The 25,677-nt window shown below is 42.8% G+C and carries 23 protein-coding genes; 8 read left to right on the top strand and 15 right to left on the bottom strand.

Going from position 1 to position 25,677, the window contains the following annotated elements; translation table 11 throughout:
• Positions 1–81 precede the first annotated feature (81 nt).
• The 6 genes from KN811_RS00530 to KN811_RS00505 form a co-directional block, all read right to left on the bottom strand.
• Positions 82–1,452 (bottom strand): TlpA family protein disulfide reductase, encoded by a 1,371-nt coding sequence (locus KN811_RS00530; RefSeq protein WP_187964976.1) that lies wholly within the window; start codon positions 1,450–1,452, stop codon positions 82–84.
• 161 nt (positions 1,453–1,613) lie between these two features.
• The gene (locus KN811_RS00525) at positions 1,614–2,846 is read right to left on the bottom strand and encodes a TlpA disulfide reductase family protein (protein WP_187964975.1); all 1,233 of its coding nucleotides are present in this window, start codon (positions 2,844–2,846) and stop codon (positions 1,614–1,616) included.
• Between the two features lie 28 nt (positions 2,847–2,874).
• Positions 2,875–4,065 (bottom strand): TlpA disulfide reductase family protein, encoded by a 1,191-nt coding sequence (locus KN811_RS00520; RefSeq protein ID WP_187964974.1) that lies wholly within the window; start codon positions 4,063–4,065, stop codon positions 2,875–2,877.
• 26 nt (positions 4,066–4,091) lie between these two features.
• Positions 4,092–5,579 carry a RagB/SusD family nutrient uptake outer membrane protein gene (locus KN811_RS00515; RefSeq protein WP_187964973.1) on the bottom strand — a complete coding sequence of 496 codons (1,488 nt, stop codon included), beginning with the start codon at positions 5,577–5,579 and terminating at the stop codon, positions 4,092–4,094.
• 21 nt (positions 5,580–5,600) lie between these two features.
• On the bottom strand, positions 5,601–9,029 hold the full coding sequence (locus tag KN811_RS00510; protein WP_187964972.1) for a SusC/RagA family TonB-linked outer membrane protein: 3,429 nt from the start codon (positions 9,027–9,029) through the stop codon (positions 5,601–5,603).
• 95 nt (positions 9,030–9,124) lie between these two features.
• Positions 9,125–10,285, bottom strand: coding sequence for a FecR family protein (locus tag KN811_RS00505; protein WP_187964971.1), 1,161 nt, complete (start codon positions 10,283–10,285; stop codon positions 9,125–9,127).
• 152 nt (positions 10,286–10,437) lie between these two features.
• On the opposite strand from KN811_RS00505, the gene KN811_RS00500 reads away from it, so the two are divergent.
• Positions 10,438–11,049, top strand: coding sequence for an RNA polymerase sigma factor (locus KN811_RS00500; RefSeq protein WP_187964970.1), 612 nt, complete (start codon positions 10,438–10,440; stop codon positions 11,047–11,049).
• Positions 11,050–11,055: 6 nt separating this feature from the next.
• Here KN811_RS00500 and KN811_RS00495 read toward each other — a convergent pair whose 3' ends face one another.
• The 4 genes from KN811_RS00495 to KN811_RS00480 form a co-directional block, all read right to left on the bottom strand.
• Positions 11,056–12,081: an alpha/beta fold hydrolase gene (locus tag KN811_RS00495; RefSeq protein WP_187964969.1), complete on the bottom strand. Its 1,026-nt coding sequence runs from the start codon at positions 12,079–12,081 to the stop codon at positions 11,056–11,058.
• Between the two features lie 94 nt (positions 12,082–12,175).
• The gene (locus KN811_RS00490) at positions 12,176–12,814 is read right to left on the bottom strand and encodes a hypothetical protein (protein WP_187964968.1); all 639 of its coding nucleotides are present in this window, start codon (positions 12,812–12,814) and stop codon (positions 12,176–12,178) included.
• 22 nt (positions 12,815–12,836) lie between these two features.
• A complete protein-coding gene (locus KN811_RS00485; RefSeq protein WP_187964967.1) occupies positions 12,837–13,433 on the bottom strand; it encodes a papain-like cysteine protease family protein in 597 nt (198 codons plus the stop codon).
• Between the two features lie 549 nt (positions 13,434–13,982).
• Positions 13,983–15,179, bottom strand: a complete 1,197-nt coding sequence (locus tag KN811_RS00480) for an MFS transporter (protein ID WP_187964966.1) — start codon at positions 15,177–15,179, stop codon at positions 13,983–13,985.
• 103 nt (positions 15,180–15,282) lie between these two features.
• On the opposite strand from KN811_RS00480, the gene KN811_RS00475 reads away from it, so the two are divergent.
• Positions 15,283–15,993: an IclR family transcriptional regulator gene (locus KN811_RS00475; protein WP_187964965.1), complete on the top strand. Its 711-nt coding sequence runs from the start codon at positions 15,283–15,285 to the stop codon at positions 15,991–15,993.
• Between the two features lie 457 nt (positions 15,994–16,450).
• Here the strand turns inward: KN811_RS00475 and KN811_RS00470 are convergent, their stop codons facing one another.
• Genes KN811_RS00470 through KN811_RS00455 form a run of 4 tightly spaced genes read right to left on the bottom strand, consistent with a single transcriptional unit; the run spans position 16,451 to position 18,287 of the window.
• Entirely contained in the window at positions 16,451–16,954 is a 504-nt protein-coding gene (locus KN811_RS00470) for an SRPBCC family protein (RefSeq protein WP_187964964.1), read from the bottom strand.
• Position 16,955: 1 nt separating this feature from the next.
• Entirely contained in the window at positions 16,956–17,462 is a 507-nt protein-coding gene (locus KN811_RS00465; RefSeq protein WP_187964963.1) for an SRPBCC family protein, read from the bottom strand.
• 1 nt (position 17,463) lies between these two features.
• A complete protein-coding gene (locus KN811_RS00460; RefSeq protein WP_187964962.1) occupies positions 17,464–17,970 on the bottom strand; it encodes an SRPBCC family protein in 507 nt (168 codons plus the stop codon).
• Positions 17,967–18,287: an ArsR/SmtB family transcription factor gene (locus KN811_RS00455; RefSeq protein ID WP_187964961.1), complete on the bottom strand. Its 321-nt coding sequence runs from the start codon at positions 18,285–18,287 to the stop codon at positions 17,967–17,969. Before KN811_RS00455 ends, KN811_RS00460 begins: the two co-directional genes overlap by 4 nt.
• A 1,123-nt stretch (positions 18,288–19,410) precedes the next feature.
• Here KN811_RS00455 and KN811_RS00450 point away from each other — a divergent pair.
• The 6 genes from KN811_RS00450 (at position 19,411) to pfkA (ending at position 24,205) form a co-directional block, all read left to right on the top strand.
• Positions 19,411–19,710 (top strand): HPF/RaiA family ribosome-associated protein, encoded by a 300-nt coding sequence (locus KN811_RS00450; RefSeq protein ID WP_187964960.1) that lies wholly within the window; start codon positions 19,411–19,413, stop codon positions 19,708–19,710.
• Between the two features lie 30 nt (positions 19,711–19,740).
• Positions 19,741–20,589, top strand: a complete 849-nt coding sequence (locus KN811_RS00445; protein ID WP_187964959.1) for a universal stress protein — start codon at positions 19,741–19,743, stop codon at positions 20,587–20,589.
• A gap of 21 nt (positions 20,590–20,610) precedes the next feature.
• Positions 20,611–21,033, top strand: a complete 423-nt coding sequence (locus tag KN811_RS00440; protein WP_187964958.1) for a hypothetical protein — start codon at positions 20,611–20,613, stop codon at positions 21,031–21,033.
• 67 nt (positions 21,034–21,100) lie between these two features.
• Positions 21,101–22,981, top strand: coding sequence for an ATP-dependent zinc metalloprotease FtsH (gene ftsH / locus KN811_RS00435; protein ID WP_247716377.1), 1,881 nt, complete (start codon positions 21,101–21,103; stop codon positions 22,979–22,981).
• A 34-nt stretch (positions 22,982–23,015) separates the two neighbouring features.
• Complete coding sequence (locus KN811_RS00430; RefSeq protein WP_187964956.1) at positions 23,016–23,234, top strand: hypothetical protein; 219 nt, start codon at positions 23,016–23,018, stop codon at positions 23,232–23,234.
• The gene (gene pfkA, locus KN811_RS00425) at positions 23,231–24,205 is read left to right on the top strand and encodes a 6-phosphofructokinase (RefSeq protein WP_187964955.1); all 975 of its coding nucleotides are present in this window, start codon (positions 23,231–23,233) and stop codon (positions 24,203–24,205) included. Before KN811_RS00430 ends, pfkA begins: the two co-directional genes overlap by 4 nt.
• Positions 24,206–24,250: 45 nt before the next feature.
• Here the strand turns inward: pfkA and cls are convergent, their stop codons facing one another.
• Positions 24,251–25,672: a cardiolipin synthase gene (gene cls, locus KN811_RS00420; RefSeq protein WP_187964954.1), complete on the bottom strand. Its 1,422-nt coding sequence runs from the start codon at positions 25,670–25,672 to the stop codon at positions 24,251–24,253.
• Positions 25,673–25,677 lie beyond the last annotated feature (5 nt).

The following is a 25,677-nucleotide window of genomic DNA, read 5'->3' as shown; positions in this document are numbered from 1 at the left end:
CAAAAAGACACTAATTCAAATCATCCTTTTGAGAACAAAGTCAGTAAGGGCAACCAGCCTTTTATACTTTTACATCCTTTATTACAAAAACTCGTCGAACATCTTTTTCAGATCCGGAGATGAAGGGCGGGGAGCATTGGAAGACACTATATTCCCTTCGGGATCGAGCAGGATAAATTTCGGGATACCTTTTATGAGGTAATCGGTGACAAATTTCGATTCCCAGTCATTATCGGCGATCACCTGTATGCCTTTGAGCTGTTCTTCTTCTACCATGGCTTTCCATTTGTCGTAGTCCTTTTCCTGGTCTACGGAAATACTTACAAATTCGATGTTCTTATCCCGGTATTCTTCTTCCACTTCCTTCAGGAACGGGATTTCTGCCTTACACGGCCCGCACCAGGTAGCCCATACATCGATATAAACATATTTTCCCTTCAGGTCATCGAGTGAAGTGGTTCCGCCTTCATAATTTTCGTAATTCACAAACTTGGGTGAAGGATTTCCTTCGGACAGTGCCCTTAACTGTTCGTAACTTTCAGCGATAACCGCATTATTGTCTTTATCGGTCGAAGCCGATTTAAAGATGGCATAATATGCTTCAAGCTCACCGGTAAAAGTGATATTGTTCTTTGCATGACTGAACAGCATGCCGTTCCGGATGGTTTCATTGGGCACGTCTGCCAGAGCCTTTAAATAAGCAATGTCCCAGGACAATGAATCCGACTCCATCAGCTTTTCGGACTTTTTCCTGTAATGGCTTTCCAATAACTGCCTGTATGATGAAGAAAAGTTATAGTCGTCCACATCTTCATAATCCACTCCCTTCAGTTCGTCCAGGTACCCGTCCGACACCTTAAAGTCCGGTTTTTTGGCGAAGTGAGCGTGAAAATCCTGGTATTTGCCCAATGCGCTTAAATAGGTATAATTCAGGTTTCTTTTTTCTTTCTGCCTGAAATCTTCACCAATACCCGGTATGGAATCCAGTGTTTTTACCAGTACTTTTCTGATCTGTTTATTACGCTCTTTATATTCCGTTTCATTTTGTTGATAAAATGACTCTGCATCCCCCATCAGATCGGTCCATACCTCCCCTTTTAACGCCAGGTAATTGCTGGGCGACGAACCTTCGCCGGAAAAAACCAATGTTTTGTTGAAATCACCGGCATCCGCATTGATGATAATATTATTCCCTTTGTCCAGGTATAACCTGGTCACATTATTTTTATTTGTAAGGAAAAAGACTCCGAACTTTGTCCGTATGGTATCTGAAAAGCTGCCGTCTTCCCGGAGTTCCAGCGTTTTTGAAAAGGCCCTGTCTTCAGACATGAGTTTCAGTTCTCCTTTCCCGTTCTCTATACGGCCCGACACCAGGGCGTAATCGACCGGGGTTTTCTGGCAGGATGTCATAAAAAGTACCAGGCCCAAAAGGGTGTAGATTGATTTTTTCATTGGTTTTAATCTTTTAGTACGTGTTTATTAAAATTCAAAACATATGTCATGGGCTTTATTTTACCACAGAGCCTCACAAAGCAGGCACAAAGTGACACAGAGATTTCTATATAGAAGTTAAAAATATAACTTGATAATCTTATATTTTACTTAAACAATTTTTATTCCCCGAATACTTCCTTCAGTTTACTGTCGAGAGGTTCTTCCTCGCTACTATACCTTCCTACGATAACCCCTTCTTTGTTTATAAGGATCTTTGTGGGCAGATAGTGAATATCATAAGGCCCTGAAATTCCCTGGTCCAGGATCTTATATCCTTCGGCCCTGTCTACTTTCAGCCCTCTTAGCACATGGCGCCAGATTCCGATACCATCATCCTTTATTGCCTTTTCCCAGGCAGCATGGTTACTGTCGTCGTCAGAAATCCCTATGATCTCCAAGCCTTTTTTGTTGTATTTTTTATACAATTCAATGAGGTGCGGATTACCTTTTCTGCAGGGCTTGCACCAACTGGCCCAGAAATCGAGCAATACATATTGCCCCCTGAAATCTTTCAGCTTTAAGGTATCCCCGTTGATATCTATCGTTGAAAATAACGGGGCTTCGGCCCCGGGAGAGGCTTTTTTTAATTTTTCGAGTTGCTTTAAGATCGATTTTCCATATACGCCATCCTTTATTTCCGGGGTAAATGCATTGTAATACGCCGTAGCTTTGTCCAGGCCGTAATCTGCGATCTTTGTGGTTAACAAATATGTTGCGATATGGGAAGCGGTATGTTTTTTAATATAATCTTCATCGATGGAGTTGAGCCCCTCAGCTATTTCGGACATCGATTCCTTAATACTGTCCAGTTGTTGTTCCAGAATTGTTATTTCCTCCTTGTTTTCAGCTTTTCTGGCAGCAATGTACCGTTCATTCAGCTTGTCGTAGGATTCCCGGTAGGGAACAAGCCTGTCCCGGATCTTTTTCCCCAGGGCCTGGTAGCGTTCGTATTCTTCCTGCAGCTCCGAACCCTGGGTTTCTGCTACGAGGGATTTGTAGTTTTGCTGTTTGGAATCGTACCTGGCCGTATCCAATTGTAGCCGAATATCTGCATTTTCAGCAAAAAAATTGTTGTAGAGGGTTTCATTTCCCGTGTTAAATATCACTGATAATTGCCGGGGAGAGGACAATGTACCCTGAAATTCAAACTTTCCTTTTTCCACCTTTCCGGAATCCAGGGTTATTGATTCATAACTTTCCATATCCCGGTATACCAATTTTACGGAGGCTGTATCTATCCCCTTTATATTTCCCGTGATGGTGTAGGATCTATCTTTTTGCTTGTTTTTGTCCGAATTACAGCTGATAAATATCCCAATAATCACTAACCATAAAACTGATTTTATTCTCATTTTCTTTATTTTTTCAATTGTTAAACATCTATTTATTAAAGATTTCTTCCAATTTCGCATCCAGTTTTTCATCTGTTTCTCCACCGCTTCCATAACGTCCAACAATTATTCCATCCGGATTGACCAATATTTTTGTGGGCAGGGTAGAAATATTATATCCTTCCCCTATATCCTTCTCTTTATTATAACTTCCGTCTTCATTTCTGGTAAGCCCGCTCAGCACGTGGTGCCAAATCCCGATATTATCTTTTTTAACAGCCGCTTTCCATGCTGCCGGATCTCTATCGTCACTGGCCACTCCCAGAATCTCCAGTCCGGCAGTATTGTATTTTTTATAGATCCCGATCAAATGCGGATTTCCTTTTCTACACGGAACGCACCAGGAGGCCCAGAAATCGATAAGGAGGTACTTTCCTTTAAAATCATCCAGTTTTACAGTATTTCCTTCAATATCCTTTGTTTTAAAATATTCTGCTTTAGCTCCCGGGACACCTTTTTTCATATTTTCTATTTCCGAGAACACTTCTCTACCTATCTTCATTTCCTTTAGCTTAGGATCCAAAGCATTGTAAATGGTAATGGCTTCGCCATATTTCATATCGCGCAACAGGAATAGCATATTTTCCATACTGATATAGGAGTCGGGATGTCCTTTTATAAAACTCAGAGCAAGCTCATTTAATTCTTTGAAGTAAGGACCGAGATTTTCTCTCGCTATATAATCTTCCTCTTTTATCGCTTCCAGTTCCTTTTCGTCAGCCCCCCTTTCTGCGGCTTTTCTATATTTTTTTGATACGCGATTTAATTCGTCTACTTCTACGCTGAACTTTCTTTCTGTATCCTTTCTGAGACTGTCCAAAACATACTTTTCATTCTGGGTTACAGAACCCTCCAATACAGTTTGGTTCCAGTCCCGTACATTTACCATGAGCTCCATATTTTTAGGTTCGAGGTATAAAACAGCTCCCGATTCCATGGTCCGCAGGCTCAGATCAGTTGTAATAAATGCCCTCGAAATATTCTGTCCCAGTCCGGATTTAAAATTGAATTCTCCCTGATCAACAACCAGGGTGTCCACTGTTTCATCCCTTAAGAGGTAAAGCCTCCCCTTCTTCATGCCTTCTACCTTCCCCATTAACCTGAATTCTCCTTTTTCCAACCTGTTTTGAGTACAGGCAGCCGTGAGAAATACCAGGGCAATAATTATTTTTATTTTCATGGGTATATTTTTATTTGTTTTTTATATCAGTAACCAGGATTCTGCTCCACTACGTTCCCTCCCGCCTCGATGGTGGTCCCGTCTATCGGCAGTATATATTTGTCAGGATCCGTAGCCGAAGGTTTTACTGTGGTAACGTCAAAGCCGTCGACAAAATGATAACGCACTAGGTCGAACCATTCTTCGCCGGTCTCAACACCGAGTTCCACATACTTTTCTATGCGAACGGCCTCCAGGAACTGCTCTAAAGTGATGGAAGATGGGTAGGTCTCGAATCCATCCCCCCCTGTTGTAGTGGCACCGCCCCTTATTCTCACCACATTCAGGGCTGCAAGGGCTTCTGTTGTAACACTATTGTTAGCCCGGGCAACAGCTTCGGCATAGATAAGGTATACTTCGGCCATTCTTAAATGGTAGATCATTTCATAGAGGTCGCCATTTTCCGACGCATTGCCCTTGTAAGTATCAAAACCATAAATATCCCCCGTGTCAAAGGTCGTTGAAGATATTCTTGTCCCGTCGTAAATTATGTTTTGGGATCCTATCGTTACCGATTGTTCTCCGAAGGCCGTATAGGCAGGTGTTACAGAAGCCCAGAAACCGGTAAAGTTTCCAATACCGAGACTTGCCTGGGGCTCTCCTTTTGAAGCGAATAAAATTTCGGGACTGTCAAACAAAGCGGGGGTGGAATGGTCGGTAAATATAGCTGTATAATCCGGGGCCAGCCCAAAATCAGGGCCTGATCCTTCAATGATCTCCCCGGCCAATGCAACGGCAGCCGGATAATCGCCTTTATAGAGCATTACTTTGGCTTTTAATCCTCTGGCATAGGTTTTATTGGTATAATATTTGGCCCTCAGGTCCGGTGCTCCGGTGATGGCCTCGTCCAGGTCGGCAATAATGGCATCGTAAACCTCAGCTACGGTATTCCTCGGAAGTGCTTCATCCGATCGAGCCGGCTCCGACCTTAATGAAATGCCATATTTGGAATTGATATCGTAAAACTGCCCGAAAAGACGGAGCAGATAGAAATTCGCCGTGGCCCTTACCGCTTTGGTTTCTGCCAGTATTTCGGCTTTACGCCCTTGGGTAGAGAACACATCTTCCGGTAAGGGCGATATTTTTTCTATAAGCCAGTTACAACGATTTACAATATCGTACATACGCGAATAGGCCCCTAAACCGGCATTGGCCCCTATGGGTATGGGATTATTGCTCACATACCCCAAAGCCTCCGCACCGGTATTGAACAGGGCATTGTTTGTCAATACCCCGCTCATCAGAGAGGGGATCAGATAAATCTCGGGATTGCCCGATCCGGAACTCCGCTGTCGAAAACCGGAATAGACCCCTGCCAAAGCTAGCTCGGCACTGGCTTCATCAACAATCGCTTCATCTGCAGGCAGGGTATAATTGGGCTCAAAATCATCCAGGTCCCTGGCCAGTTCACATGATGAAAGACCCATAAAAAGCAGGCTCATCACACCGATATATTTGTATTTTAATATTTTCATTTTTCAAGATTTTAAAATTGGTTACAGGCTTAATCTCGCTCCTATGGTAAAACTTCGCATTTGCGGATAGAAGTCGCCTGAGTCTCTTATCAGATCTACGGTAGCCCCTCCTCTTTGAGAGTTTACACTTTCCGGATCGATACCCGGATACCCGGTAATGGTAAGCAAATTGTTACCGCTTACGGAGAGTTGGATATTACTGATCCCGGTATTGGCCAGCCAGGTTTTGGGGAAATTATAGGCAAGTGATACAGATCTCAACCGGATGTATGAAGCATCTTCAACACTTTTACTGGTGGGTGTAAAACTTCCATGTGTAGCCGAACCCATCCGGGCATATTTGGCCCCGGTATTGTTGGGGGTCCAGGTATCCAATACGTCTGTTGTTACATTATTGTTCGGATTTACTGAAACAAATTGACTGGCTCCACGTTGCCATTCTTTGTCATTGCCTTTAACAAAGTTGAAGTTGAATACCAGGTCAAAGTTCTTATAGGATATATTATTGTTCCAACCTCCGAAAAAGTCGGGGTTGATGTCCCCTAATGGTTTTCGGTCGTCATTGGTGATCTCTCCATCTCCGTCCACGTCCTTGTAAATGTAATCACCTGGCTGTACCAGGCTGCTATAATAATTGCCGTCCGGGGCCTTGCTGTTTAGGATATCTATTTCTTCCTGGGTTTGTGCAATAGTCTCCACTTCGTACCCGACAATGACCCCCATGGGTTCTCCTTCTAAAATGCCGGTACTGCCATAAGCAGTTGTGGATCCGCCATGTAAAGCATCTACATTATTTTTTATAAAAGAGATGTTGAACGATGAGTTCCACCTGAATTGGGGAGATCTTATGATATCTCCGCCGAGGGCAAACTCCCATCCTTTGTTGGTGACATCGGCAATATTGGTGTTCCAGTGCGAAGATCCTGTCTGAGCCGGTATGGGTACCAGCAAAATGATATCGTTGGTCTTCTTTTCGAAATATACAATTTCCCCGTTGAGCCTGCCGTTGAACAAACCGAATTCAAGACCTAGGTCGAGCTGGTCTGTTTCTTCCCAGCGTATCCCGGAGTTCGGAACTCCTTCAACGGCAATTCCGTTAATACCATCATAAAAGGAATCGTTATTATCGAGCGATCTATAATATGACAAATAGGTAAACGCGGGTAGATTATCCGAACCGGTACGCCCTAAACTGGCCCGTAGTTTTATTTGGTCTATGAAATCACTGTCCTTTAAAAAATCTTCATTATGTATATTCCACGCCAGGGCGCCGGAAGGGAAAAAGCCCCATTGGTTATCAGGCCCGAATTTTATAGAACCATCATACCGCGCCGTAAAGGTGGCCAGGTACTTATCTTTATAATTATAATTGATCCTTCCGAATACCGAATTTAAAGCAGTCTCACTAACATCACTGCTCGCTTCCACAAAATCATTGGCCGAATTGATATCCGTCAGGACCTCATCATCAGGAAACCCGGCATAGCCCTGGGATTCCAGGTCAAGCCTGTAATGATCCCAGGACACCCCTGCCACAGCATCAATGTTATGGTTTTTCCCCAATGTTTTATTAAAATTAAGTGTATTGGCCCAGGAAGTACTTACCCCGGCATTGTGCTGTACATCCAACAAGGCGCCTTCCTTCCCGTCAAAGATTCCAAATAAAGCATTTAATGTAAATGACGGACTGAATATGGATGTCCTGTCATTATTAAGGGTTAGGCTTAACTGTGACCTGAATTTTAAACCATCAATTATTTTATATTCTCCATAAATATTTCCCAGAAGGTTCTGGGAGACCGCCTTGTTTTTTACTTTGCCGTTATCCCCTACCGGATTCCTGACGGTAAATCCATATGGTCCCGGAGAGGTAGAATACGACCCGTCTTCATTGAACACCGGCAGATCCGGCCTGAAAAACGCGCCATCGGCAAGACTGGTAAGCCCTGACCGTTTATTTACAGTATAGTTATAGCTAATATTGACACCCGTCTTTAACCTGTCAGTTATATCGGCATCAATGTTGCTTGAAAAGCTGTATCTGGTAAATTTATTACCCAACATAAGGCCTTCCTGGTCTGTTACCCTTCCCGACACTAAATAATTCATCTTGGAAGATCCTCCTGCTACGCTCAGATCATACTGGTTCCATATGGCATTTTTGTTTGTAATTTCGTCCTGCCAGTCGGTATTGGCATCGCCAAAATCTATCTCTCCGTCCTGGCCCTGGTCTGTAATAAATTTATGAAACTGGCTGGTGCTTAAAACATCATAGGTATTTACGGGATTTTGAATTGTTGTACTGTACGCGAAGTCAAGTCTTGGCTTGTGGTTTCGCTTACCCCGTTTTGTAGTGATCAGGACAACGCCATTGGCAGCCCTCGATCCGTAGATCGCTGCGGCCGAGGCATCTTTTAAAATATCCACACGTTCTATATCTGTGGGATTGATGGACAATAACGGATTTTCACGATCTCCGAAAACGCCGATACTCCCCACCCCGCCAAAACGCGGATTTACTGTAATGGGCACTCCGTCAACAACATAAAGAGGCTGGTTATCGCCGATAAGCTGGCTTAATCCCCTGATATGCACGATTGCTCCGCTACCCGGCCCTCCGGACTGTGCAGAAACATGTACTCCCGGGATCTGTCCTACAAGGGTCTGTTCAACCGTTTGGGTCTTTATTTGTTGAATATCTTTTGAATCTATGGAACCCACAGAGCCTGTGAGATCTTTCTTTTTAGTGGTACCATAGCCCACAACCAAAACTTCCTCAAGGGCACTTACTTTTTCTTTTATAACGATGTTATAAACCGTCTGGTCTGCATTGATTTCCTGATAGGCGAACTCGTATCCAATCCCCGTAACAACAAGGAAATACCCGGGTTCGGCCTGCAGTGAAAAATTACCTTCCATATCCGTAGCGGTCCCTCTTATTATAAACTCCCTGTTTACTTGTTTGCTGCTGGGTTCAACATTCGTGACATATACGGTAATTCCTTCAACAGGCACCCCGTCTTCACCGGTAACAACACCTTTGATCTGAATGGGTTGAGGTGAAGAGCGATATACGGGAATACTTTCTTTCCGTTTTACGATAATCGTATCGTCGAAAAAATCATAGGAATAGTGAATAGGGTCCAGCCCCATATGCAGCAGATCGCCGGCCCTGATCACTCCTTTGTTGATCCTGACCGGGGGGGCAGCTTTAATAACATCGTGCCGGTAGATAAATTTGTAATCGGTCTGGCTTTCTATTAAATTAAAGATCTGTTCTACGGATAAGGTCTTATCGGTATCGATCTTTATTCTGGCATTTTGTGAAAATCCGCTAAACGGACTAAAACTGAATGCTACGGCGCAGTAAAAGAAAATAAAGGTTTTCATCGCAGCTACCAGGATCTTCCCTCCGTCGAAACGGGCGATCCCATTCCATTTTATTTTCATAAATTTGTGGTTTGGTTAGTTAAACTTTGTTTAATTGATCGGATTATAAGGAATGAAGCTACGCCCGTGGAAAGATGTTAGCTTTGTTCCTTTTTTTATTTTATGATCAGTACCCTGTTTTCTATCTGAAAACTCACTTCACCTGTTTGTTCTATATTCCTTAATAGTTCATTTACGCCTTCGGAACGTTTTAACAATCCGGAGAATACCATCGCTTTTTTGTCATCGTCTTCAAATTTCACTTCCATATCGTACCATCTGGAAAGTATTTTCATCATGTTGCCCAGGGACATCCCGTCAAACATAAACATGCCGTTTTTCCAGGCCACTTCCACAGCTACATTCACATTATTTATCTCCAGGGATCCCTTGTCTGTCCTGACCACCGATTGTTGCCCCGGGGACATCGTTCTTTCTGAAGTTCCGTTGCCCACAGCTACCTTGCCTTCTACCAGGGTGGTCGATATCTGTGCTTCGTCCCGGTAGGCTTTGATATTAAATTCTGTTCCCAGTACTTCTACTGTTTGCTCCCCGGTCTGTACGCTAAAAGGCATATTATCGTGTTTGGTACTGGAAGAGACATCGAAATAGGCTTCTCCATACACCAGTTCTACTTTCCGGGGCCGGCCTTTGGTAAACCGTACCGGGTACCTTAATCTGGATTCCGAGTTGAGCCATACCCGGGTACTATCCGGAAGCTGTACATAGAACTGCCCTCCTCTCGGAACTGTGAGATAGTTATATGCCGTTTCCTTATCGGTATCGGGGGGATTATTAGTGTAAACGAGGCTTTCTCCGTCGCTTTTAACTTTTTCCGTATTGTATTTCCCTCCTTTTTTCAGGACAATATTTCTACCGTTTTCCAGTGTTAATACAGCTTTATCAATTCCCGGAGGGATCTCGGCTGTCGTGTTCGTATCACTCACCGTATTCTCCTTAAAGGTCTTATCTCTGAAAACAAACGGAAGTGAGATCAGCAGCAGGGCTACCGCAGCAACGGAAGCATACTTCATATAAAGTACCCGGCGCCTGGTTCTCTCATGTTTTTTCTCTTTTCTGATCGCGGAAAGTACTTTTTGTTTGGCTTCGTACGAATCATAATCGTCCATAAGGTCATCTAAAGTATAATTGAGTTCAATAAAGGTTTTGAAGACTTTATCATTGACGGGGTCTTTCAGGTACTCTTCCAGTTGATCCAGCTCCCCGACCGTAATGGAACGGGTTATATATTTGACTATTAAGCTCTCCAATGGCATAGGGTCTGTTTTTCTTTTTTATTGTGACGAAGTCAATTTACAAGACCACTACGTTTTTGATATTTTTTTCTTAATATTGGCAAATAAATTATCCTCAACGGCCCCATATCCCATATTTTTTGCACTTAATCTGTTAAAAACACACTTCAGGTTTGAATACAGAACCAAATAACAACGATCGATTGATCTCCCTGTTAAAACAGGGCGATGAAAAAGCATACGAATACCTCATGGACAGGTATTATCGTAAATTATGTATCTATGCAAACAGCCTTACCAACGACTCCCTGACCGCAGAAGACATCGTACAGAATGTTTTTATCAGGCTGTGGAAAAAAAGACACCTTCTCACGATCCGGACATCTTTGAAGAGTTTTTTATACCGGTCCGTTCACAATGAATACATCGACCAATACAGAAAGAATGTTGCCCTGTTAAATGTAGAAAAACGCTATATAGAACATCTCAACGCCATTATTGAACCTGAAGAGGCCCAGGGAAATGAAAAACTGATAAAACAGGTATTCGAGGCCATACAAAACCTTCCTCCCAGGTGTAAGGAAGTTTTTATGCTGAGTAAAAAGAACGGCCTTACCAATATTGAAATTTCAGAATACCTGGGTATTTCCATTAATACCGTAGAGAATCAGATCGGTAAGGCCTTTAAGATCTTACGAAAAAGCCTTAAAAATGGTTTCTATTCCCTGTTCCTTTTATATGGTCAGGGTTGGATAAAAAAGGATTGTGCAAAAAACACACGTTGATAAAACTTAAGGAAAAGTGTGAGTGCCGCTGCCTTCATTAGTTTTCCAACTCAAAGTAAGACTGCAATTTGTGTTTTTAAGATAGGTTAAATGTCCGCCGCCGGCATAAAACTGTTGTTCGCTGGTCAGTGTCAGATCGGGAGGGATCAATGAATTGGGAATACGTGCGTAGGGCCTATTGGACTTCCGCAGGTATTTGCCAAAAAACATGCTCAACAATTCGGTTGAAAGTATGGAAGTTGAAGAACAATCTCCCCGTCCCCCGACGGATTGTTCACAATTGGTAGCTCCTGACGGGAGATAATCCCAATGAAAACCTCCCTGAAATACCGCCTGGTGTTTTGGGACGGGTAAACTGTTCCAAAAATGACCCACCCCGGTAGAGAAATCCCCAAACGGATCGTTTCCCCTTATAAAAAGTGTTGGCAAATTTAAAGACATTACAGGAAGAGGGCCCGAAGGCCAGTTTTCCCAAACCCCTGACAGAGAGGCATAAGCCTTTATATCTGCATCCGTTTTGGCAAAGCGTGCCCCCAGCAAGGCCCCGTACGAATGTCCTGCTATACCGGTAAAAGAATGAACAAGTTCATGGTGTTCCCAGGTGTTAAGCACCCAGTTCCTTATCTCTGACAACCTGGCAAGGCCGGGATGAGATTCTTCTGATGGATGTGTCCCTATTGAAGGGATCTGAGGCACAACCACTACGAAACCGCTCCTGGCCAACTGTGCAGCCTGTAAAAACCACTTTTTGTAATGTTCCTCCTCATCACAATGCCCGTGAACCAGAATGATCAGTGGATATTTACAGCACCCTTCCAGTACAGGAGCATTGAGGGGGGCTCCGTCCAAACTTGGATAAAATACACGGCATGGCCCCGGAGCCCCATCATCGGTGAGATAGTCTTTATGCCCGTAAAAAACCGGAAAAAGAGCGTTTGGCCGCCAGTTTACAGGACAATCTCTATGACAGCAACCCGAAACAAACAAGAGTAGCAATACTCCCAGTAATCGTTTAACAGTATATGTATTCATGGCCTATGGTTTTTGTTTGTTAAAAACTCATTTCAGCACTATACAAAAATGTATCGTACAGGCAAAATAACATACTCCCCTACATCAAACCGGTTTAGTAAACGAGTTTTCCTTTCTTAAGTTTATCACCGTATTTTTTATGAAAGGCCTCGGCATCAACCCTAAGCTCTTTTAACAGTTCCCGGGTATTTGCCGGTGAACTCACATTTTTACCTTTGTAAGACGTATAACTACGATCTCCATAGGTGTAAATAAAGGCATTGAGATTGGGAACATAAATAATACCAACCTTCTCGAAATTCCGGGCTTTGATATCATCAGGCAAACGATTTAACTCCTCAGAATACTGCTGATTCACGAGTTCATTGACTACATAGGTATCCTGATCTTTTTCAGTGATACTAATGGTAGTAACTACCCGGGTATTTTCAACCAGTGGAACTACCAGTTTCTGTGTTTTGGAGAGTACTTCTGAAATATCCTGACCTTCGTATTTCAACAATCTGTCAAAAAGCATTTCTTTATGTGGCAGAGCAGAAGCCGGTTGAGATCGTTCAACTGCCGCCGCAGAGACCCCGAAATTGAACTTCCCTTCCGATTGGTTTAAAATCTCTACAAGGTCTGCTTTACCTTTTTCGATAGCTCTTTGAAGAGAGTTTGTGTCTTGTGCATTCAGTAAGACAGCGAATGCAAACAGGAATATTGTCGTAAAAAAATATTTAAGAGTTCTCATGGTGTATAATTAATGGTTAAGGTTATTTTTTAGAGATCCCGTACCAGGTTCTCCAGTGCGTGGCAGTTCCTGAAGGATCTGTATAATCTGCATAGGTTATAAGTCGTTCAGATCCATTACAGGGTGACCAGGGATCGTTTAAAACAACATATTTTTCACCACCAATGACAATATATCCCCGTATCACTACTACGTGACCAACTACTCCCGGGGTTCCATAGGCATATCCCAGTACATCCTTGGAGCAGTAAATGCATTTTTTCAGCTTTTTCCAGCTAATGGCCGTATCGGATTCTGAAAATTTTAAACCTGCATAATCCAGCTCTAGCCAACCGGGACTGTTACAATCATTTGTTTTTGGACAGCTTTCTCCTTCATTTTCAAAGTTACAACAATTGGTCTTTCCGAATCTGTGATTGGCAAGTTCGCACTGGGTTACAAAGACTCCTTCGTTCTGGGCAATCATCTGTGTAGTTGCCGCCCAGCACCAATTGTTGGTTTCCTGCGGTCTCAATGTATTGTTTACACTACCGGTAAGTTTGCTCGGTGTGCAACAACTACCTGCTACTAAAATTAATACAAGTGTTGTTGAGAATAATAAAAAATTGGTCTTCATCATGTTTGGTTTTATGGTTAAGTAAATAATCATTCATCATGAACTTTCGGTTAAAAAGCCCATATCTTAAGAAACTGTTTAAGGAACTGTCTACCCCAAAGCAGGGTTTTAATGTTGCTTAAACAGAATTTTCAGTTGAAATAAAATACCAGGGATTGGAGTAATTCCGGTAATTAAGGCCTGGCATCATTTACGGGTGAAGCAGATATATAGGGGAAGACCTAGTGGACATTCTCAATCTCCTTTCAGGGAGACTAAATATTAGAAACAGTTTCTTCGTTGAATAAAATTAAGATCCCAGGAATTCCTTTATTGGGGATTTTAAAAATCTTAGCATTCAACAGGTCAATAAGTAAATTTGTCTGCACGAATTTAACAAGTATGTATTGTGGATGAAAGGGGGTTTTTCCCCTTTTTAAAAGATTGAAAGGATATTGATCCCGCTATGCGGGAAGATTGAACAAGATTGAAATGTTTGAGATCAATCTCCCGATTGCGATCGGGGTTCAATCTTCCATCAATCTTCTTCGATCTTATAGCTTCCGAGTTTTATTATCTTTTTTTGAAGCTGGCCAGTACTATAAATCCCAATATGACTAAAATCAAATAGCCAATCCCTAATTGGATCTGATCATCTGCATTCATCAAAAAAGCTATTCCATAACTCAAAGCAGAAGTGATTATATAGGTTGTTCCCCCGGTTAGCCCTCCGGCAATTCCTGCATTTTTGGGAAACATGGTTACACAACGTGTAAAATAATTGGTAAACAAATAACCTGCGATCATATGGAGGAGGAACACAAAAATGATCAGGGTATAAATGGATGTTACTATCCAGGAAGAGCAAATCATAATGGCCACTATCGCTCCCTGGGCCACGACTACTTTTTTAGACCGTTTTTCGATGTCTTTTTCAATATTCCTTTTGCTCCAATACCCTCCTGCCAGCCAGGAAAGGCCCAATATTAAGGACGCAAACCCGACAATTACGGCCGAATATCCCATTTGATGCTGTAAAATAAAAGTGCCGCTAAGCCCATAAAACATAACCATTCCATAACTTATTCCGCATACTATCACCCCTTTTAAAAAGGAAGGTTCTTTTAGGATCATCTTATTGGTGCTCCATATGGATTTGAATGTTGGATGGGTATAGTGCTGTATCGTTTCTCCCGAAAAGAAAAGTTCAAAAAGTAATAAAACGAATCCCAGAAAGGTCAAAAAATAAAAGTTAGCCCTCCAGTTTAAAATTTCCTCCAGGTATCCCCCGATAAAAGGTGCCAGAATAGGGGCCATAGCCCATACCATGGTAATTATACTTACATACCTCTTTTGTTCTTCCCCTTTAAAAACATCTACAAAATAACTTCGTTTGCTTACAGCTATAAAACTTATACTGATCCCGTGAATAAAACGCATCAACAGGATTACCCATATGCTGGAACTGATGGATATGATAAAACTTGCCAGGGTGAATAGAGCAAGTGATAGCAAATTCAACCGGTATCTTCCGAAAATATCAAGAACACTTCCGGCTATCCATTGGGAAACCCCGTAACTGATCAAAAAAACAGAAAGTGTTAATTGTATGAGGCTTTCACTCGTATATATATCCCTGGCCATATGTGGCATGGACGGAATATAGATGTCCGTAGCAAATCCGGATAGTGTTATGGATATATAAGCGAGTAGCGTTGCAATGGGGATATGGCTGCCTTTTAATCTTCTTGTCGATAGTAATAATCGCATTATTTTAATTTCAGTCGTTTAGAATGATGCAAAAATATGGTATATTTGAATTTACAAACCACATTTCACTAAAAATAACATTTAGTTCAATATTGATGAACAAATGATCCAATCTGTAAAAAGAACATTCGATATTCTGGAATATATTGCAGCCAATGGCAACCTGGTACGCCTCAATGATATCGCCGCTGCGGTGAACCTGCGGAATACCACGGTACATAATTTTCTGAATACACTAAAGGAATTGGGCTATGTAGAACAGGATGAGCTTTCGCCCCGTTACCGCATCACTCCGAAGATAAGTCACCTGTACCTCCCCGAAAAGTCCTTATACCAGCTCAAAAAAGAATTAAAGCCCGTTTTGGAAAAGTTGAGCAATGAAACGGGAGAAACCACATACCTGGCCATACAGCTGGGCAGTTATTATCGCCACGAACTAAAATGCGAACCATCGAGATGTGTACGCATCTCGTTGGAACTGGGCAGGGAAGAAAAAATGAAGCACACGGCTATCGGCAAGGTTTTTATGGCCTATTCGCCCCATCTTTCCGCCGTAATGTGGCAGGAGATGGATCGACAGGAAATTAAAAAACTGCAAAAAGAACTGAACACCATCCTGAGCAACGGCTATGCCCTAGATCTTGAAGAATTCGAAGAGGACCTGAATTGTGTAGCGGTCCCCTACCTCAGTAAAGGACGCATTCTGGCGGTAATCTGTGTTGCAGGCCCTGCATTCAGGTTCAGTAAAGAAAAAATGATCCAAACCGCCGAAAAGATCAATGGTTTTTTTGTTGGTGGATCGGGGGTTGGCTAAAATTATGGATAACTTCTCAGGAATAACAGATACCAGCAGGTATATTATTTTACAAAAAACAAAAAAGGTGACATTTCGTGTGAAATACCACCTTAAACAAATCATAACTTATTGATTGGCAAAAAATGTAGCGGATAAGGGGTGTAGACATCCTTCATACACCGTGTTTGCTGCTTTTTTAAATGGCTCAGGTCCTATCTCTCCTATTCAGATAACGGGTTGTGTCCAAGTATCAGGACTTTCGGGATCGCAATGAGTAGCTTTTCACAAAATTGAACGGCACTCATCGGCAATGTCTGCTGAAAATGCATGCTCTATTTTTACGAAACCATTATTTATAAAATCGTTTATTTGTTCTGTCGATAAATGTTCCTCAGTCGATTTTGTTTTGTGAAGGTTATAAATCTACTAATTGATAAAAGTACCGTTTATTTCAGGTTGGCATAAAGCAAATTTTTCACTTCTTAAAGGTCAATAACAACTCGTCCAACTGCTGGAAATCTATCGTCATTCCCTCTTTAAAGCCCATCTCTATCTCTTTTTCAAGGTCGGCAAGCGTATCGTAGGTCAGTAGTATGTCTACCCGCACTTTATGCTCTTTCGGGATAAAGTTGTTTTCCCATAAGTTTTGGGGAAACGCAGGATTTATGGTGCCGTTTTCATCGCAAAATCCGCCGTGGATCGTAAATGACCTTTCTTTCCTGATCGTAATAAAGTTGGCCTTGCTCCAATGTTTTTCCCCTTCAGGGCTCACCATGGCGTAGTGCCAAAAGCCGCCTTCCCGAAAATCCATTGTCTTCGTTTCGGCTCTCCAGGGTTGTGGTCCCCACCATTGATCCAGCAATTCGGGAGTTGTCCAGGCCCGCCAAACCAATTCAAGGTCCGCAGCAAATTCACGTGTAATGTGAATGGTTTTGTTCTCTTTGTTGACTATAAAGTCAAATGCTAATGTCGGATTCATTTTATTTATTTTTTAATGTTGATAATAATTCGTCTAAGTTTCCAAGAGCCAGGGCAAGCCCTTCCTTAAAACCCATCTCGATCATCATTTCAATATCCTCCGGTTGGTCGTGCTTTAAGCTGATATTTACGGTTGTGATACCTTTCTCTTCGGTAAAATCATTTGTCCATAAGGAGCGGGGCTTAATGGCATTCTCCTTCCCGTTTTCATCGCAAAAAGCATCTAACCAGGACAGTGATTTGTTTGTGTCTATAGCCTTATAATCCGCTTTACACCACATTTTTTCATTCTGGGGGCTAACCATTGCATAAAGCCACATTCCGCCCACTTTTAAGTCCAATGTTTTAGTTTCTATATGATAAGGTTTCGGGGCCCACCATTGATCAAGTAATTCGGGAGTTGTCCAGGCTCGCCAAACCAATTCAAGATCCGCAGCAAATTCACGTGTGATATGAAGGGTTTTGTTTTCTTTGCTGACGGTGAAGTCGAATAATAATGCCTGTTTCATTTTATTTACTTTTTAGTGTTAGTAATAAATCGTCTAAATTTTTAAGATGTGATGAAAAGCCTTTTTTGTGACTGACTGTTGCCATTTTTTCAAACATTTCGGGGCTGCCGTATTTTTCAGTCATCGATATGTGCGTTTTGCCGTCCGTTTCACTGAAAATCAGGGTGCATTCAGTACGTGGGAAATCTGGATTAACCATTCCATTTTCATCGCTAAAGCCTCTCAATTCCGTAATACTTTTTTGTAATTCAATTTCCTTATAATCATACCGGCTCCAATGCTTTTTTCCTTCGGGACTTACTATTGCGTAATGCCAGAAACCACCCTCCCGAAAATCCAACGTTTTTGTTTCTGTTCTGTAAGGGTTTGGAGCACACCATTGGTCGAGCAATTTGGCCGTTGTCCACGCTTCCCAAACCAATTCGAGGCGGGCATCAAATTCACGTTCTATGTGAATGATTTTGTTTTCCTCATTTACAGAAAAATCAAATAAGAGATGACTGTTCATTTTTTCTGTTTTTTAATTGTTGATAATAAATTGTCAAGTTGGTCAAAGCGGCTTTCCCAGATTTTCCGGAACTGTTCCAGCCAGTTGTCTATTTCTTTCATTTTGTCAATTTTAAGCTGGTAGTATATTTCCCGGCCTTTATGTTCCTGTTTTACCAGTTCGCACTCTGCCAAAATGCGTAGATGTTTAGATACAGCTTGTCGCGTAGTATCAAAATGTCCGGCAATGGCATTTGGTGTCATTGCCTGTAATGCAATGAGTGCAATAATCGCCCGTCTTGTCGGATCGGCTATGGCTTGAAAAATATCCCGTCTCATTCTGTGTTATACTTAAGCAACCAATCAGTTGCAAATATATGCGCAACTTTTCGGTTTCGCAAACTTTTCATGAAAAATTTTTGTCAGTTATTAAAATTAGAGGCGGTCGGCAGCAGCGCTCTTTTGCTTTTTTTTGGTCGCCGTGTGGAAAGAAAAGAAGTTGTTATGATTTCAAAAATGGGATAATGAATATCGATTCGGGTTCAATTTACCCCGAAAAAGTCGTTTTTTCAGAAAGCAAAATTCGAAGCAATAGATGCAACGAATTTATCTAGCATATAAACCTGATTATTAAAAAATTACGTAAAAATAAACGGAACAAAATAGAAAAATCTACTTTGTTCCGTCAAGTCGCCTCTCGGGACAATTTTCGAACCATTTTTTGGAGGATTTGAGGAAATTGGCATTCAACAAACACAACATAAACGCTTAATAATCAGTATAATACTTAATTTAAAATAAAAAATGGCAGGTCCGGGACTAATTACGAAATCCTAATGGTTCGAACTTGCCTTCATTTTGACAGTGCCCCAGAAAATCTTCTGTAATTCCATTTACAAATCACATTTTTTGAATTTGTTCAATCGTGAAATCTAATCTTTGAAGTAAGTCATTCTACGTAATATCGTCAATAACATTTTTATATCCCCGTTCCAAGTACATGACAAAAAATTCTTTCTTTCTTAGACTTAAGACTTCAAGACCTATGACATAAGACTAAAGCGTAGTTAAATTTTAAAATCACTTATTTAGATATTTTAAAGTCCTGTGTCTTGCCTCCTATCGTCCTACGTCATAAATGATATTTTTTGTCATGTACTAAAATTCCCGTTTTACTATTTCAAAGTTACTTTTCTACCCGTCACCAAGATAAGTTTCCCTTTTCCCAATTATGAAGCCTTTGGGCTTTGCTATTTTGATCTTCAGTTCCCCAGGTAGATTCCCCTTGTATCTTTCCAAACCGAATTTATTTCTCCCTCACTCCCAATCACATGATATTCATCATTTCTTAACCCGTTCGCTATCCTTTTCTTTACGAAAGAAAAAAGTTTCCCGGGTTTTATACCGGGAAACAGGAATCAGGGAATAATTTGATCACCTTTCAATAAAACAATACGTAAAGATGAAAACCGACGTCCATTTTGTAAAACTGAGCACCGACAAAAGCATTGAAGCGCTCACCGTAAAAAAACTACACTCCATCACCAAAAAATATGACTGGGTGATTAAAGCCGATGTGTTTTTTAAACAAGACCCGTCTTCCGACGGCAAGGGCAAGATCTGTGATATCCGGCTCAGCGTACCGGGGCCCGAAATATTTGCTTCCTCTGATGAAACATCCTTTGAGGCTTCATTGGCAGAAACATTAGGCAACATTAGAAAACAACTCAACAAAAGAAAACACCAGATGAGTACTCATTGACGGGATGTCCAACTGTTAAAAACAAATATCATGAAACGAATTCTCCTTCCCACAGACTTCTCAGACCACGCGCAGAACGCCATGGCCTATGCCACGGAGCTGTATAAACACGAAGAATGCATGTTTTACGTGTTGAATGTGTTTAAGGTTTACGGTTATTCCACGACCAACATCATGTATCCCGAGCCCGGAAACCCCGCTTACGATGCCGCCTTTAACGAAAGCCGGAAAAATATAAAAGACACCGTACGCCGGTTGATCTTTGCCAAAAACCCAAAACATTCATTCGAAGGTCTTTCCAAAAATAATTTTCTTCTCGATGCCATAAATCACCTGGTAGAAGAAAAAGGTATCGATATGATAGTTATGGGGACCAAAGGTGCCAAAAATGCCAGGGGAATAAATTACGGGAGCAATGCCGTGACCGTCATGGAAAAAGTTACGGCCTGCCCGGTCCTGGCCATACCTTCACGGGCCGAATTTATGGGATACAGGGAGATCATTTTTCCTACTTCCTATGAAGTCCCTTATAAGAAAAGTGAAATATCGCCTTTATTAAGTATGGCCAAGGAATTTAAGCCGATGATCCGGATATTACACATCAAGGAAAACGAACAACTTACGGAAAACCAAATAGAGAACAGGAGGCTATTGGAAGAAAACCTGGACGGATCAAAATACTCCTTTCATTCCCTGACCAACATTGATCCCGCAGTCGGAATAAGCTGTTTTACCGAAAGCCGTAATGCCGATCTTATTGCACTGGTGAACAGGAAACACGGTTTTTTGTACAGGTTAACGGAAAAGCCGGTGGTAAAAGGGATCAGTTTTTATACAAGTACGCCGATCATGGTGATGCATGTCCAAAATCGCTCATAACCCACACCGTAAAAAAACAAAATGAGATCCAACAATATACTACCGACGGGCCTGGCCCTGTTTTTTATCATGACCGGATGTTCCCGGGTGCAGGTACCGACCACCGGGGAGTTGCTTAAAGACCCCGTGCAGCGAAATGAGATCATGACCGCGATTTGTAATGACCCGGAAATGACAGATGAAATGATGCAGCATATCACCAAGGACAAATATGCCGTACACCTTTTGGAAAACGATTACAAAATGATCCGCAATATGCTGGATAGCAACCAGGAAGCAGCAAAAGGCACCATGCAACATCTCATTGATATGATGCGTAAAGACAGTGTCTTTTGTGAAAATATGAGCTTTATGATGATGAACGACGAACACATGCGCACCGTAATCTGCAATATGTGTGATTGTTCACCCGAAAGCGATAAAGACCATAAGAACACGCACTGATTAAAAACTTATGTCAACCCGGCCATCTCCAGACCCGCAAAAACCTTTCCGCCTATCCCGTCCCGGTATGTCATGGATATATATAATCCTGTTTATAGTATTGATCTGGCTTTGGTTTTTCAAGGGACAAAACACAATACAGGAAACCACCTGGAAACAGTTTGAAGAAGAAATGCTCGTCCCGAAAGACGTAGCCAGGCTGACCGTTGTAAACAATGCCCGTGTGGAAATATACATCAGGGAAGAAAGCCTGGACAAACCTCTTTACAAAAATATCCCCAGGAGGTTACTGAATGACGAACCGGTTCCGGGGCCTCACTTTTACTTTAACATAGGTTCCGTTGAAATATTTCATGCGGAACTGGAAAAAGCCCAGGAAAACCTGCCGGGAACGGAACATGTAACAGTAACCTATGGCACCCGCGAAAACTGGTGGCAGAATTTCCTGTTCTTGTTACCCATTATTTTTTTGGTCCTTTTCTGGATGTTCCTGCTCCGAAGAGGCATTCCCGGGATGAAAGGAAAAGGAACTTCGATATTCAATTTCGGCCAGTCCAATGCCCGGGTCATTGAAAAGGGAACAAAAAGTAAGATTACATTTAAAGATGTAGCCGGTATGGAAGAAGCCAAGGAGGAAATATACGAACTGATCACCTTCCTGAAATCCCCGGATAAATACAAACGGTTAGGGGCCAAAATGCCCAAAGGGGTTCTGCTCGTAGGGCCACCCGGGACCGGAAAAACACTCCTGGCCAAAGCCATTGCCGGTGAAGCGGGAGTTCCCTTCTTTTCGTTGTCCGGTTCCGAATTTGTAGAGATGTTCGTGGGTGTTGGGGCCTCAAGAATGAGAGACCTCTTTCAAAAAGCCAAAGCAAAGGCCCCCTGCATCATATTTATCGACGAAATCGACACCGTGGGCCGTGCCCGCGGCAAAGCGCATGCTTTCCAGGCCAATGACGAACGGGAAAGCACACTGAACCAGCTATTGGCCGAGCTGGACGGTTTCGATACGGACGCCGGGGTCATTGTTCTCGCCGCTACCAACCGGGGAGACGTCCTCGATCCGGCCCTGTTGCGACCGGGAAGGTTTGACAGGCATATTCACCTGGAATTACCTAATCTCAAAGAACGGGAAGCTATTTTTTCCGTACATTTAAAACCCCTGCAACTATCCGGAGATGTCAACACGGCCGCACTGGCCGCGCAAACCCCGGGGTTTTCGGGAGCCGACATTGCCAATATTTGTAACGAAGCCGCTCTCATCGCTGCCCGCAGGGAAAAACAAGTAGTGGGCAAACAGGATTTTATGGACGCCATAGACCGCGTGATCGGCGGACTGGAAAAGAAAAGCAAGATCATTACCCCCGAAGAAAAGCGAAGGATTGCCTACCACGAAGCCGGCCATGTCACCGCAAGCTGGTACCTGGAACACGCCCATCCCGTACTTAAAGTATCCATCATTCCGAGAGGAAGATCACTGGGAGCCGCATGGTACATTCCCGAAGAGCGCCAGATCATCACCCGGTCGGAATTCTTTGATGCGATATGCACTGCCCTCGGAGGACGTGCTGCCGAAGAACTCATATTTGAAGAAGTATCCTCCAATGCCCTGGACGACCTGGAAAAGGCGACCAAACAGGCCTATAATATGGTAGTTAATTACGGGCTTGGCACTACACTCAGAAATATCAGCTTTTACGATTCCACGGGGAGAACGGAACAATCCCTCTACCGGTCGTATAGCGAGAGAACCGCACAAAAGATCGATTCCGAGGCACAGCAGATCATAGATGACGCTTATGACAAAACCATTCAGATTCTCCTGGACCACCAGGACCAGCTACACGCCCTTGCAAAAGCACTGATCCGAAAAGAGACCCTCCACAGGCCGGATGTAGAAGAAATACTCGGGGCAAGAAAGAAAAGTGAGGATCATGCCTCTCCGTAAACCCTTCCTTATTAACAATACTAAAACCATTGTCATGTTACACCCTGACAAATTTCAAAACGAAATTTATACGCTTTTAACAAAAATCGAAGAAGAGTATCCCGAACTCTCCCCGTTCCTGGACGAAAACCTGGTTACGATCCCATATATCGAACACCCGAAACTGGACGATGAAACTTTTTCCCGATATTTGGATGACTTAAAACAGTTGTTATACCATTACACAAACAACCATCAAAAGAACAAGGCATGAATAAAATAGCCATACTGACTTCAGGAGGAGATGTTCCGGGTTTAAATGCCTGTATCAGGGCCATAGTAAAAGCCGCTTCCTACTACAACATAAACACCCTGGGGATCAAAGGCGGGTTTGACGGTATGATCAACGGAGATTTTACCGTCGTGGATGTCCCTTCGGTAAACCATATCATTCATCTTGGCGGGACCATTTTAAAATCGTCCCGGAGCGACCGTTTTAAAACAGAAGAAGGACGTAAAACAGCATACCGCCAATTAAATGAAGTGGGAATAGATGCGGTGATCCTTATCGGCGGTGACGGTTCTTTACAGGGAGGCCGTATTTTTTCTGAAGAACACAAAGACATTCCTTTTATGGGGATCCCGAAAACCATAGATAACGATATTTCCGGGACCGACTACTGCATAGGATATGATACCGCCATAAACACCGCCATGGAGGCTATAGACAAGATACGGGACACCGCAGAATCCCACAACCGTATTTTTATTGTAGAAGTCATGGGAAGAAATGCAGGTTATATTGCCTATGGTACCGGCCTCGCATCGGGAGCAGATGGCATTCTCATTCCGGAAACCCCGGCAGACCTGGAATACCTGAAAAACAGTTTTACCAAAGACCACAACAGGAAAAAAAACTCGCTTATCATTGTCGTGGCCGAAGGCGATGAAAGCGGCGGCGCTCTGATCATTGCAGAAAAGGTCAGAAAATATGCCGCGCGAAGAGACGTCAGGATATCCGTTCTGGGCCATATTCAGCGGGGAGGTTCCCCTACGGCTTTTGACAGAATCCTGGCAGCCAGGCTCGGAGTTGCAGCCGTTGAAAACCTGTTAAAGGGAGAAAAGAACCGTATGGTAGGTATCATAAAAAATGATATTTCCGTAACCCCGCTTGCGGATGTCAAAAACAGAAGTATGAATGTGGATAAAGATGCGCTTAAATTCCTGGAGATATTAACAACATAAGAGATTCCACCTGTAAGAATCAATTATTTACAAAAAAGAGGCTCCTTATAGCAATGGACTAAATATCCTTGCCATACCTTCCAGCAGTTTATAGATAAGCGGTCTTTTCCGGAATTCATCTAAATCGAGCTTATCGGCATTGGAACAGTCCCGGTCAAAATCTTCCCTGAGGGTCATTGCGATGCTTTTATCAAAGATCAGGGTATTGACCTCAAAATTCTGGTCAAAACTGCGGTTGTCAAAATTTCCCGAACCCACAGAGGCCATTTCATCGTCAATGATGATCATTTTGCTGTGTAAAAACTTTACGGGGTGTTCGAAAATCCGAACTCCGGCAGACAGCAATTCCTCAAAATAAGAGAACATGCTGTACTTCACGAGGGAGCCATCCGATTTTTTCGGGACCAAAAGCCTTACCTCCACCCCGCTCAGGGCTGCCATTTTTAAACTTTCCAGGATTGTAATGCTGGGAATAAAGTAGGGATTCGCTATACAGATATACCTTTCGGCCTGGTTTATCAGCATGGCATACTGATACATGATCGAAGAATAATCGGAATCCGGTCCCCCGGCAACGATCTGTACCGTAGTGTTTCCTTCTGCCCCGTTTTTGGGAAAATACTCCTGCTTCCACAGGTCTTCCCCCTTACCGGCAAAGTAATAATCCTTTACAAATACCCGGTGCAGGCTTTCCGTAACGGGGCCCCGGAGGCAGAGGTGCATATCGTCCCAGATCCCTAATTTTCCGGAAGGCCTGATGTATTTGTCGGAAATATTGACGCCCCCGGTAAACCCTGTTTTTCCGTCAATAACAATGATCTTCCGGTGGTTCCTGTAATTTATGGTAAAGAGAATACTCCCCAACCGCAGGGGCATGGTAGAATAGATCTTTACCCCGATCTTTCTGAAACGGTTTATATGTTTTCTGCCCAGGGAAAAACTGCCTATGGCATCATAGATCACCCGTATTTCCACCCCCTCTTTTATCTTTTTCTCAAACAAGCGGTAAAGCCTTTCCATCAGTTCCCCGTCTTCAAAAATATAGAACTGGATATGGATAAACTTTTCCGCCCCGGCAAGGGCCTCAAAAATGGCTTCAAAAGTTTTTAAACCGTCATCCAGGACCGTCACCTTGTTCCCTGTAACAGGAAAAGACCCCGTACTGTTTGCGATCAGGTTGGCAATCTTTTTATAGCGTTCGGATGAGAATTTTACCGAGGGCGGGACAATATCTTCGGTATGGAATAATGTATAAGCCCTCATTTTGTCCACCTTCTTAAGCTTGAAGAACTTGATCTTTCTCCGGTTTATCCCGAAAAGTGCATACAAAAGCACTCCCGCGAAAGGCAGGATTATAATCACCAGCAACCAGCTAAACGATTTGGACGGCCGGGACCCGAAAAGAATAAGGGTTACCAGGGCTGCCAGGGTGATTATGATATAGAAGACAAAAATTACCGTTGCCATTGACC

Source organism: Sinomicrobium weinanense (assembly GCF_018863395.1).
GTDB lineage: Bacteria > Bacteroidota > Bacteroidia > Flavobacteriales > Flavobacteriaceae > Sinomicrobium > Sinomicrobium weinanense.
The sequence above is the reverse complement of the archived record's forward strand: the minus strand, read 5'-3'. Positions and strand labels throughout refer to the sequence as shown.

Bases quoted from the DNA above. Each gene is read 5' to 3' on its own strand.
- KN811_RS00530 (WP_187964976.1), bottom strand. From the start codon at position 1,452: ATGAAAAAATCAATCTACACCCTTTTGGGCCTGGTACTTTTTATGACA.
- KN811_RS00525 (WP_187964975.1), bottom strand. From the start codon at position 2,846: ATGAGAATAAAATCAGTTTTATGGTTAGTGATTATTGGGATATTTATC.
- KN811_RS00520 (WP_187964974.1), bottom strand. From the start codon at position 4,065: ATGAAAATAAAAATAATTATTGCCCTGGTATTTCTCACGGCTGCCTGT.
- KN811_RS00515 (WP_187964973.1), bottom strand. From the start codon at position 5,579: ATGAAAATATTAAAATACAAATATATCGGTGTGATGAGCCTGCTTTTT.
- KN811_RS00510 (WP_187964972.1), bottom strand. From the start codon at position 9,029: ATGAAAATAAAATGGAATGGGATCGCCCGTTTCGACGGAGGGAAGATC.
- KN811_RS00505 (WP_187964971.1), bottom strand. From the start codon at position 10,285: ATGCCATTGGAGAGCTTAATAGTCAAATATATAACCCGTTCCATTACG.
- KN811_RS00495 (WP_187964969.1), bottom strand. From the start codon at position 12,081: ATGAATACATATACTGTTAAACGATTACTGGGAGTATTGCTACTCTTG.
- KN811_RS00490 (WP_187964968.1), bottom strand. From the start codon at position 12,814: ATGAGAACTCTTAAATATTTTTTTACGACAATATTCCTGTTTGCATTC.
- KN811_RS00485 (WP_187964967.1), bottom strand. From the start codon at position 13,433: ATGATGAAGACCAATTTTTTATTATTCTCAACAACACTTGTATTAATT.
- KN811_RS00480 (WP_187964966.1), bottom strand. From the start codon at position 15,179: ATGCGATTATTACTATCGACAAGAAGATTAAAAGGCAGCCATATCCCC.
- KN811_RS00475 (WP_187964965.1), top strand. From the start codon at position 15,283: ATGATCCAATCTGTAAAAAGAACATTCGATATTCTGGAATATATTGCA.
- KN811_RS00470 (WP_187964964.1), bottom strand. From the start codon at position 16,954: ATGAATCCGACATTAGCATTTGACTTTATAGTCAACAAAGAGAACAAA.
- KN811_RS00465 (WP_187964963.1), bottom strand. From the start codon at position 17,462: ATGAAACAGGCATTATTATTCGACTTCACCGTCAGCAAAGAAAACAAA.
- KN811_RS00460 (WP_187964962.1), bottom strand. From the start codon at position 17,970: ATGAACAGTCATCTCTTATTTGATTTTTCTGTAAATGAGGAAAACAAA.
- KN811_RS00455 (WP_187964961.1), bottom strand. From the start codon at position 18,287: ATGAGACGGGATATTTTTCAAGCCATAGCCGATCCGACAAGACGGGCG.
- KN811_RS00450 (WP_187964960.1), top strand. From the start codon at position 19,411: ATGAAAACCGACGTCCATTTTGTAAAACTGAGCACCGACAAAAGCATT.
- KN811_RS00445 (WP_187964959.1), top strand. From the start codon at position 19,741: ATGAAACGAATTCTCCTTCCCACAGACTTCTCAGACCACGCGCAGAAC.
- KN811_RS00440 (WP_187964958.1), top strand. From the start codon at position 20,611: ATGAGATCCAACAATATACTACCGACGGGCCTGGCCCTGTTTTTTATC.
- ftsH (WP_247716377.1), top strand. From the start codon at position 21,101: ATGTCATGGATATATATAATCCTGTTTATAGTATTGATCTGGCTTTGG.
- KN811_RS00430 (WP_187964956.1), top strand. From the start codon at position 23,016: ATGTTACACCCTGACAAATTTCAAAACGAAATTTATACGCTTTTAACA.
- pfkA (WP_187964955.1), top strand. From the start codon at position 23,231: ATGAATAAAATAGCCATACTGACTTCAGGAGGAGATGTTCCGGGTTTA.
- cls (WP_187964954.1), bottom strand. From the start codon at position 25,672: ATGGCAACGGTAATTTTTGTCTTCTATATCATAATCACCCTGGCAGCC.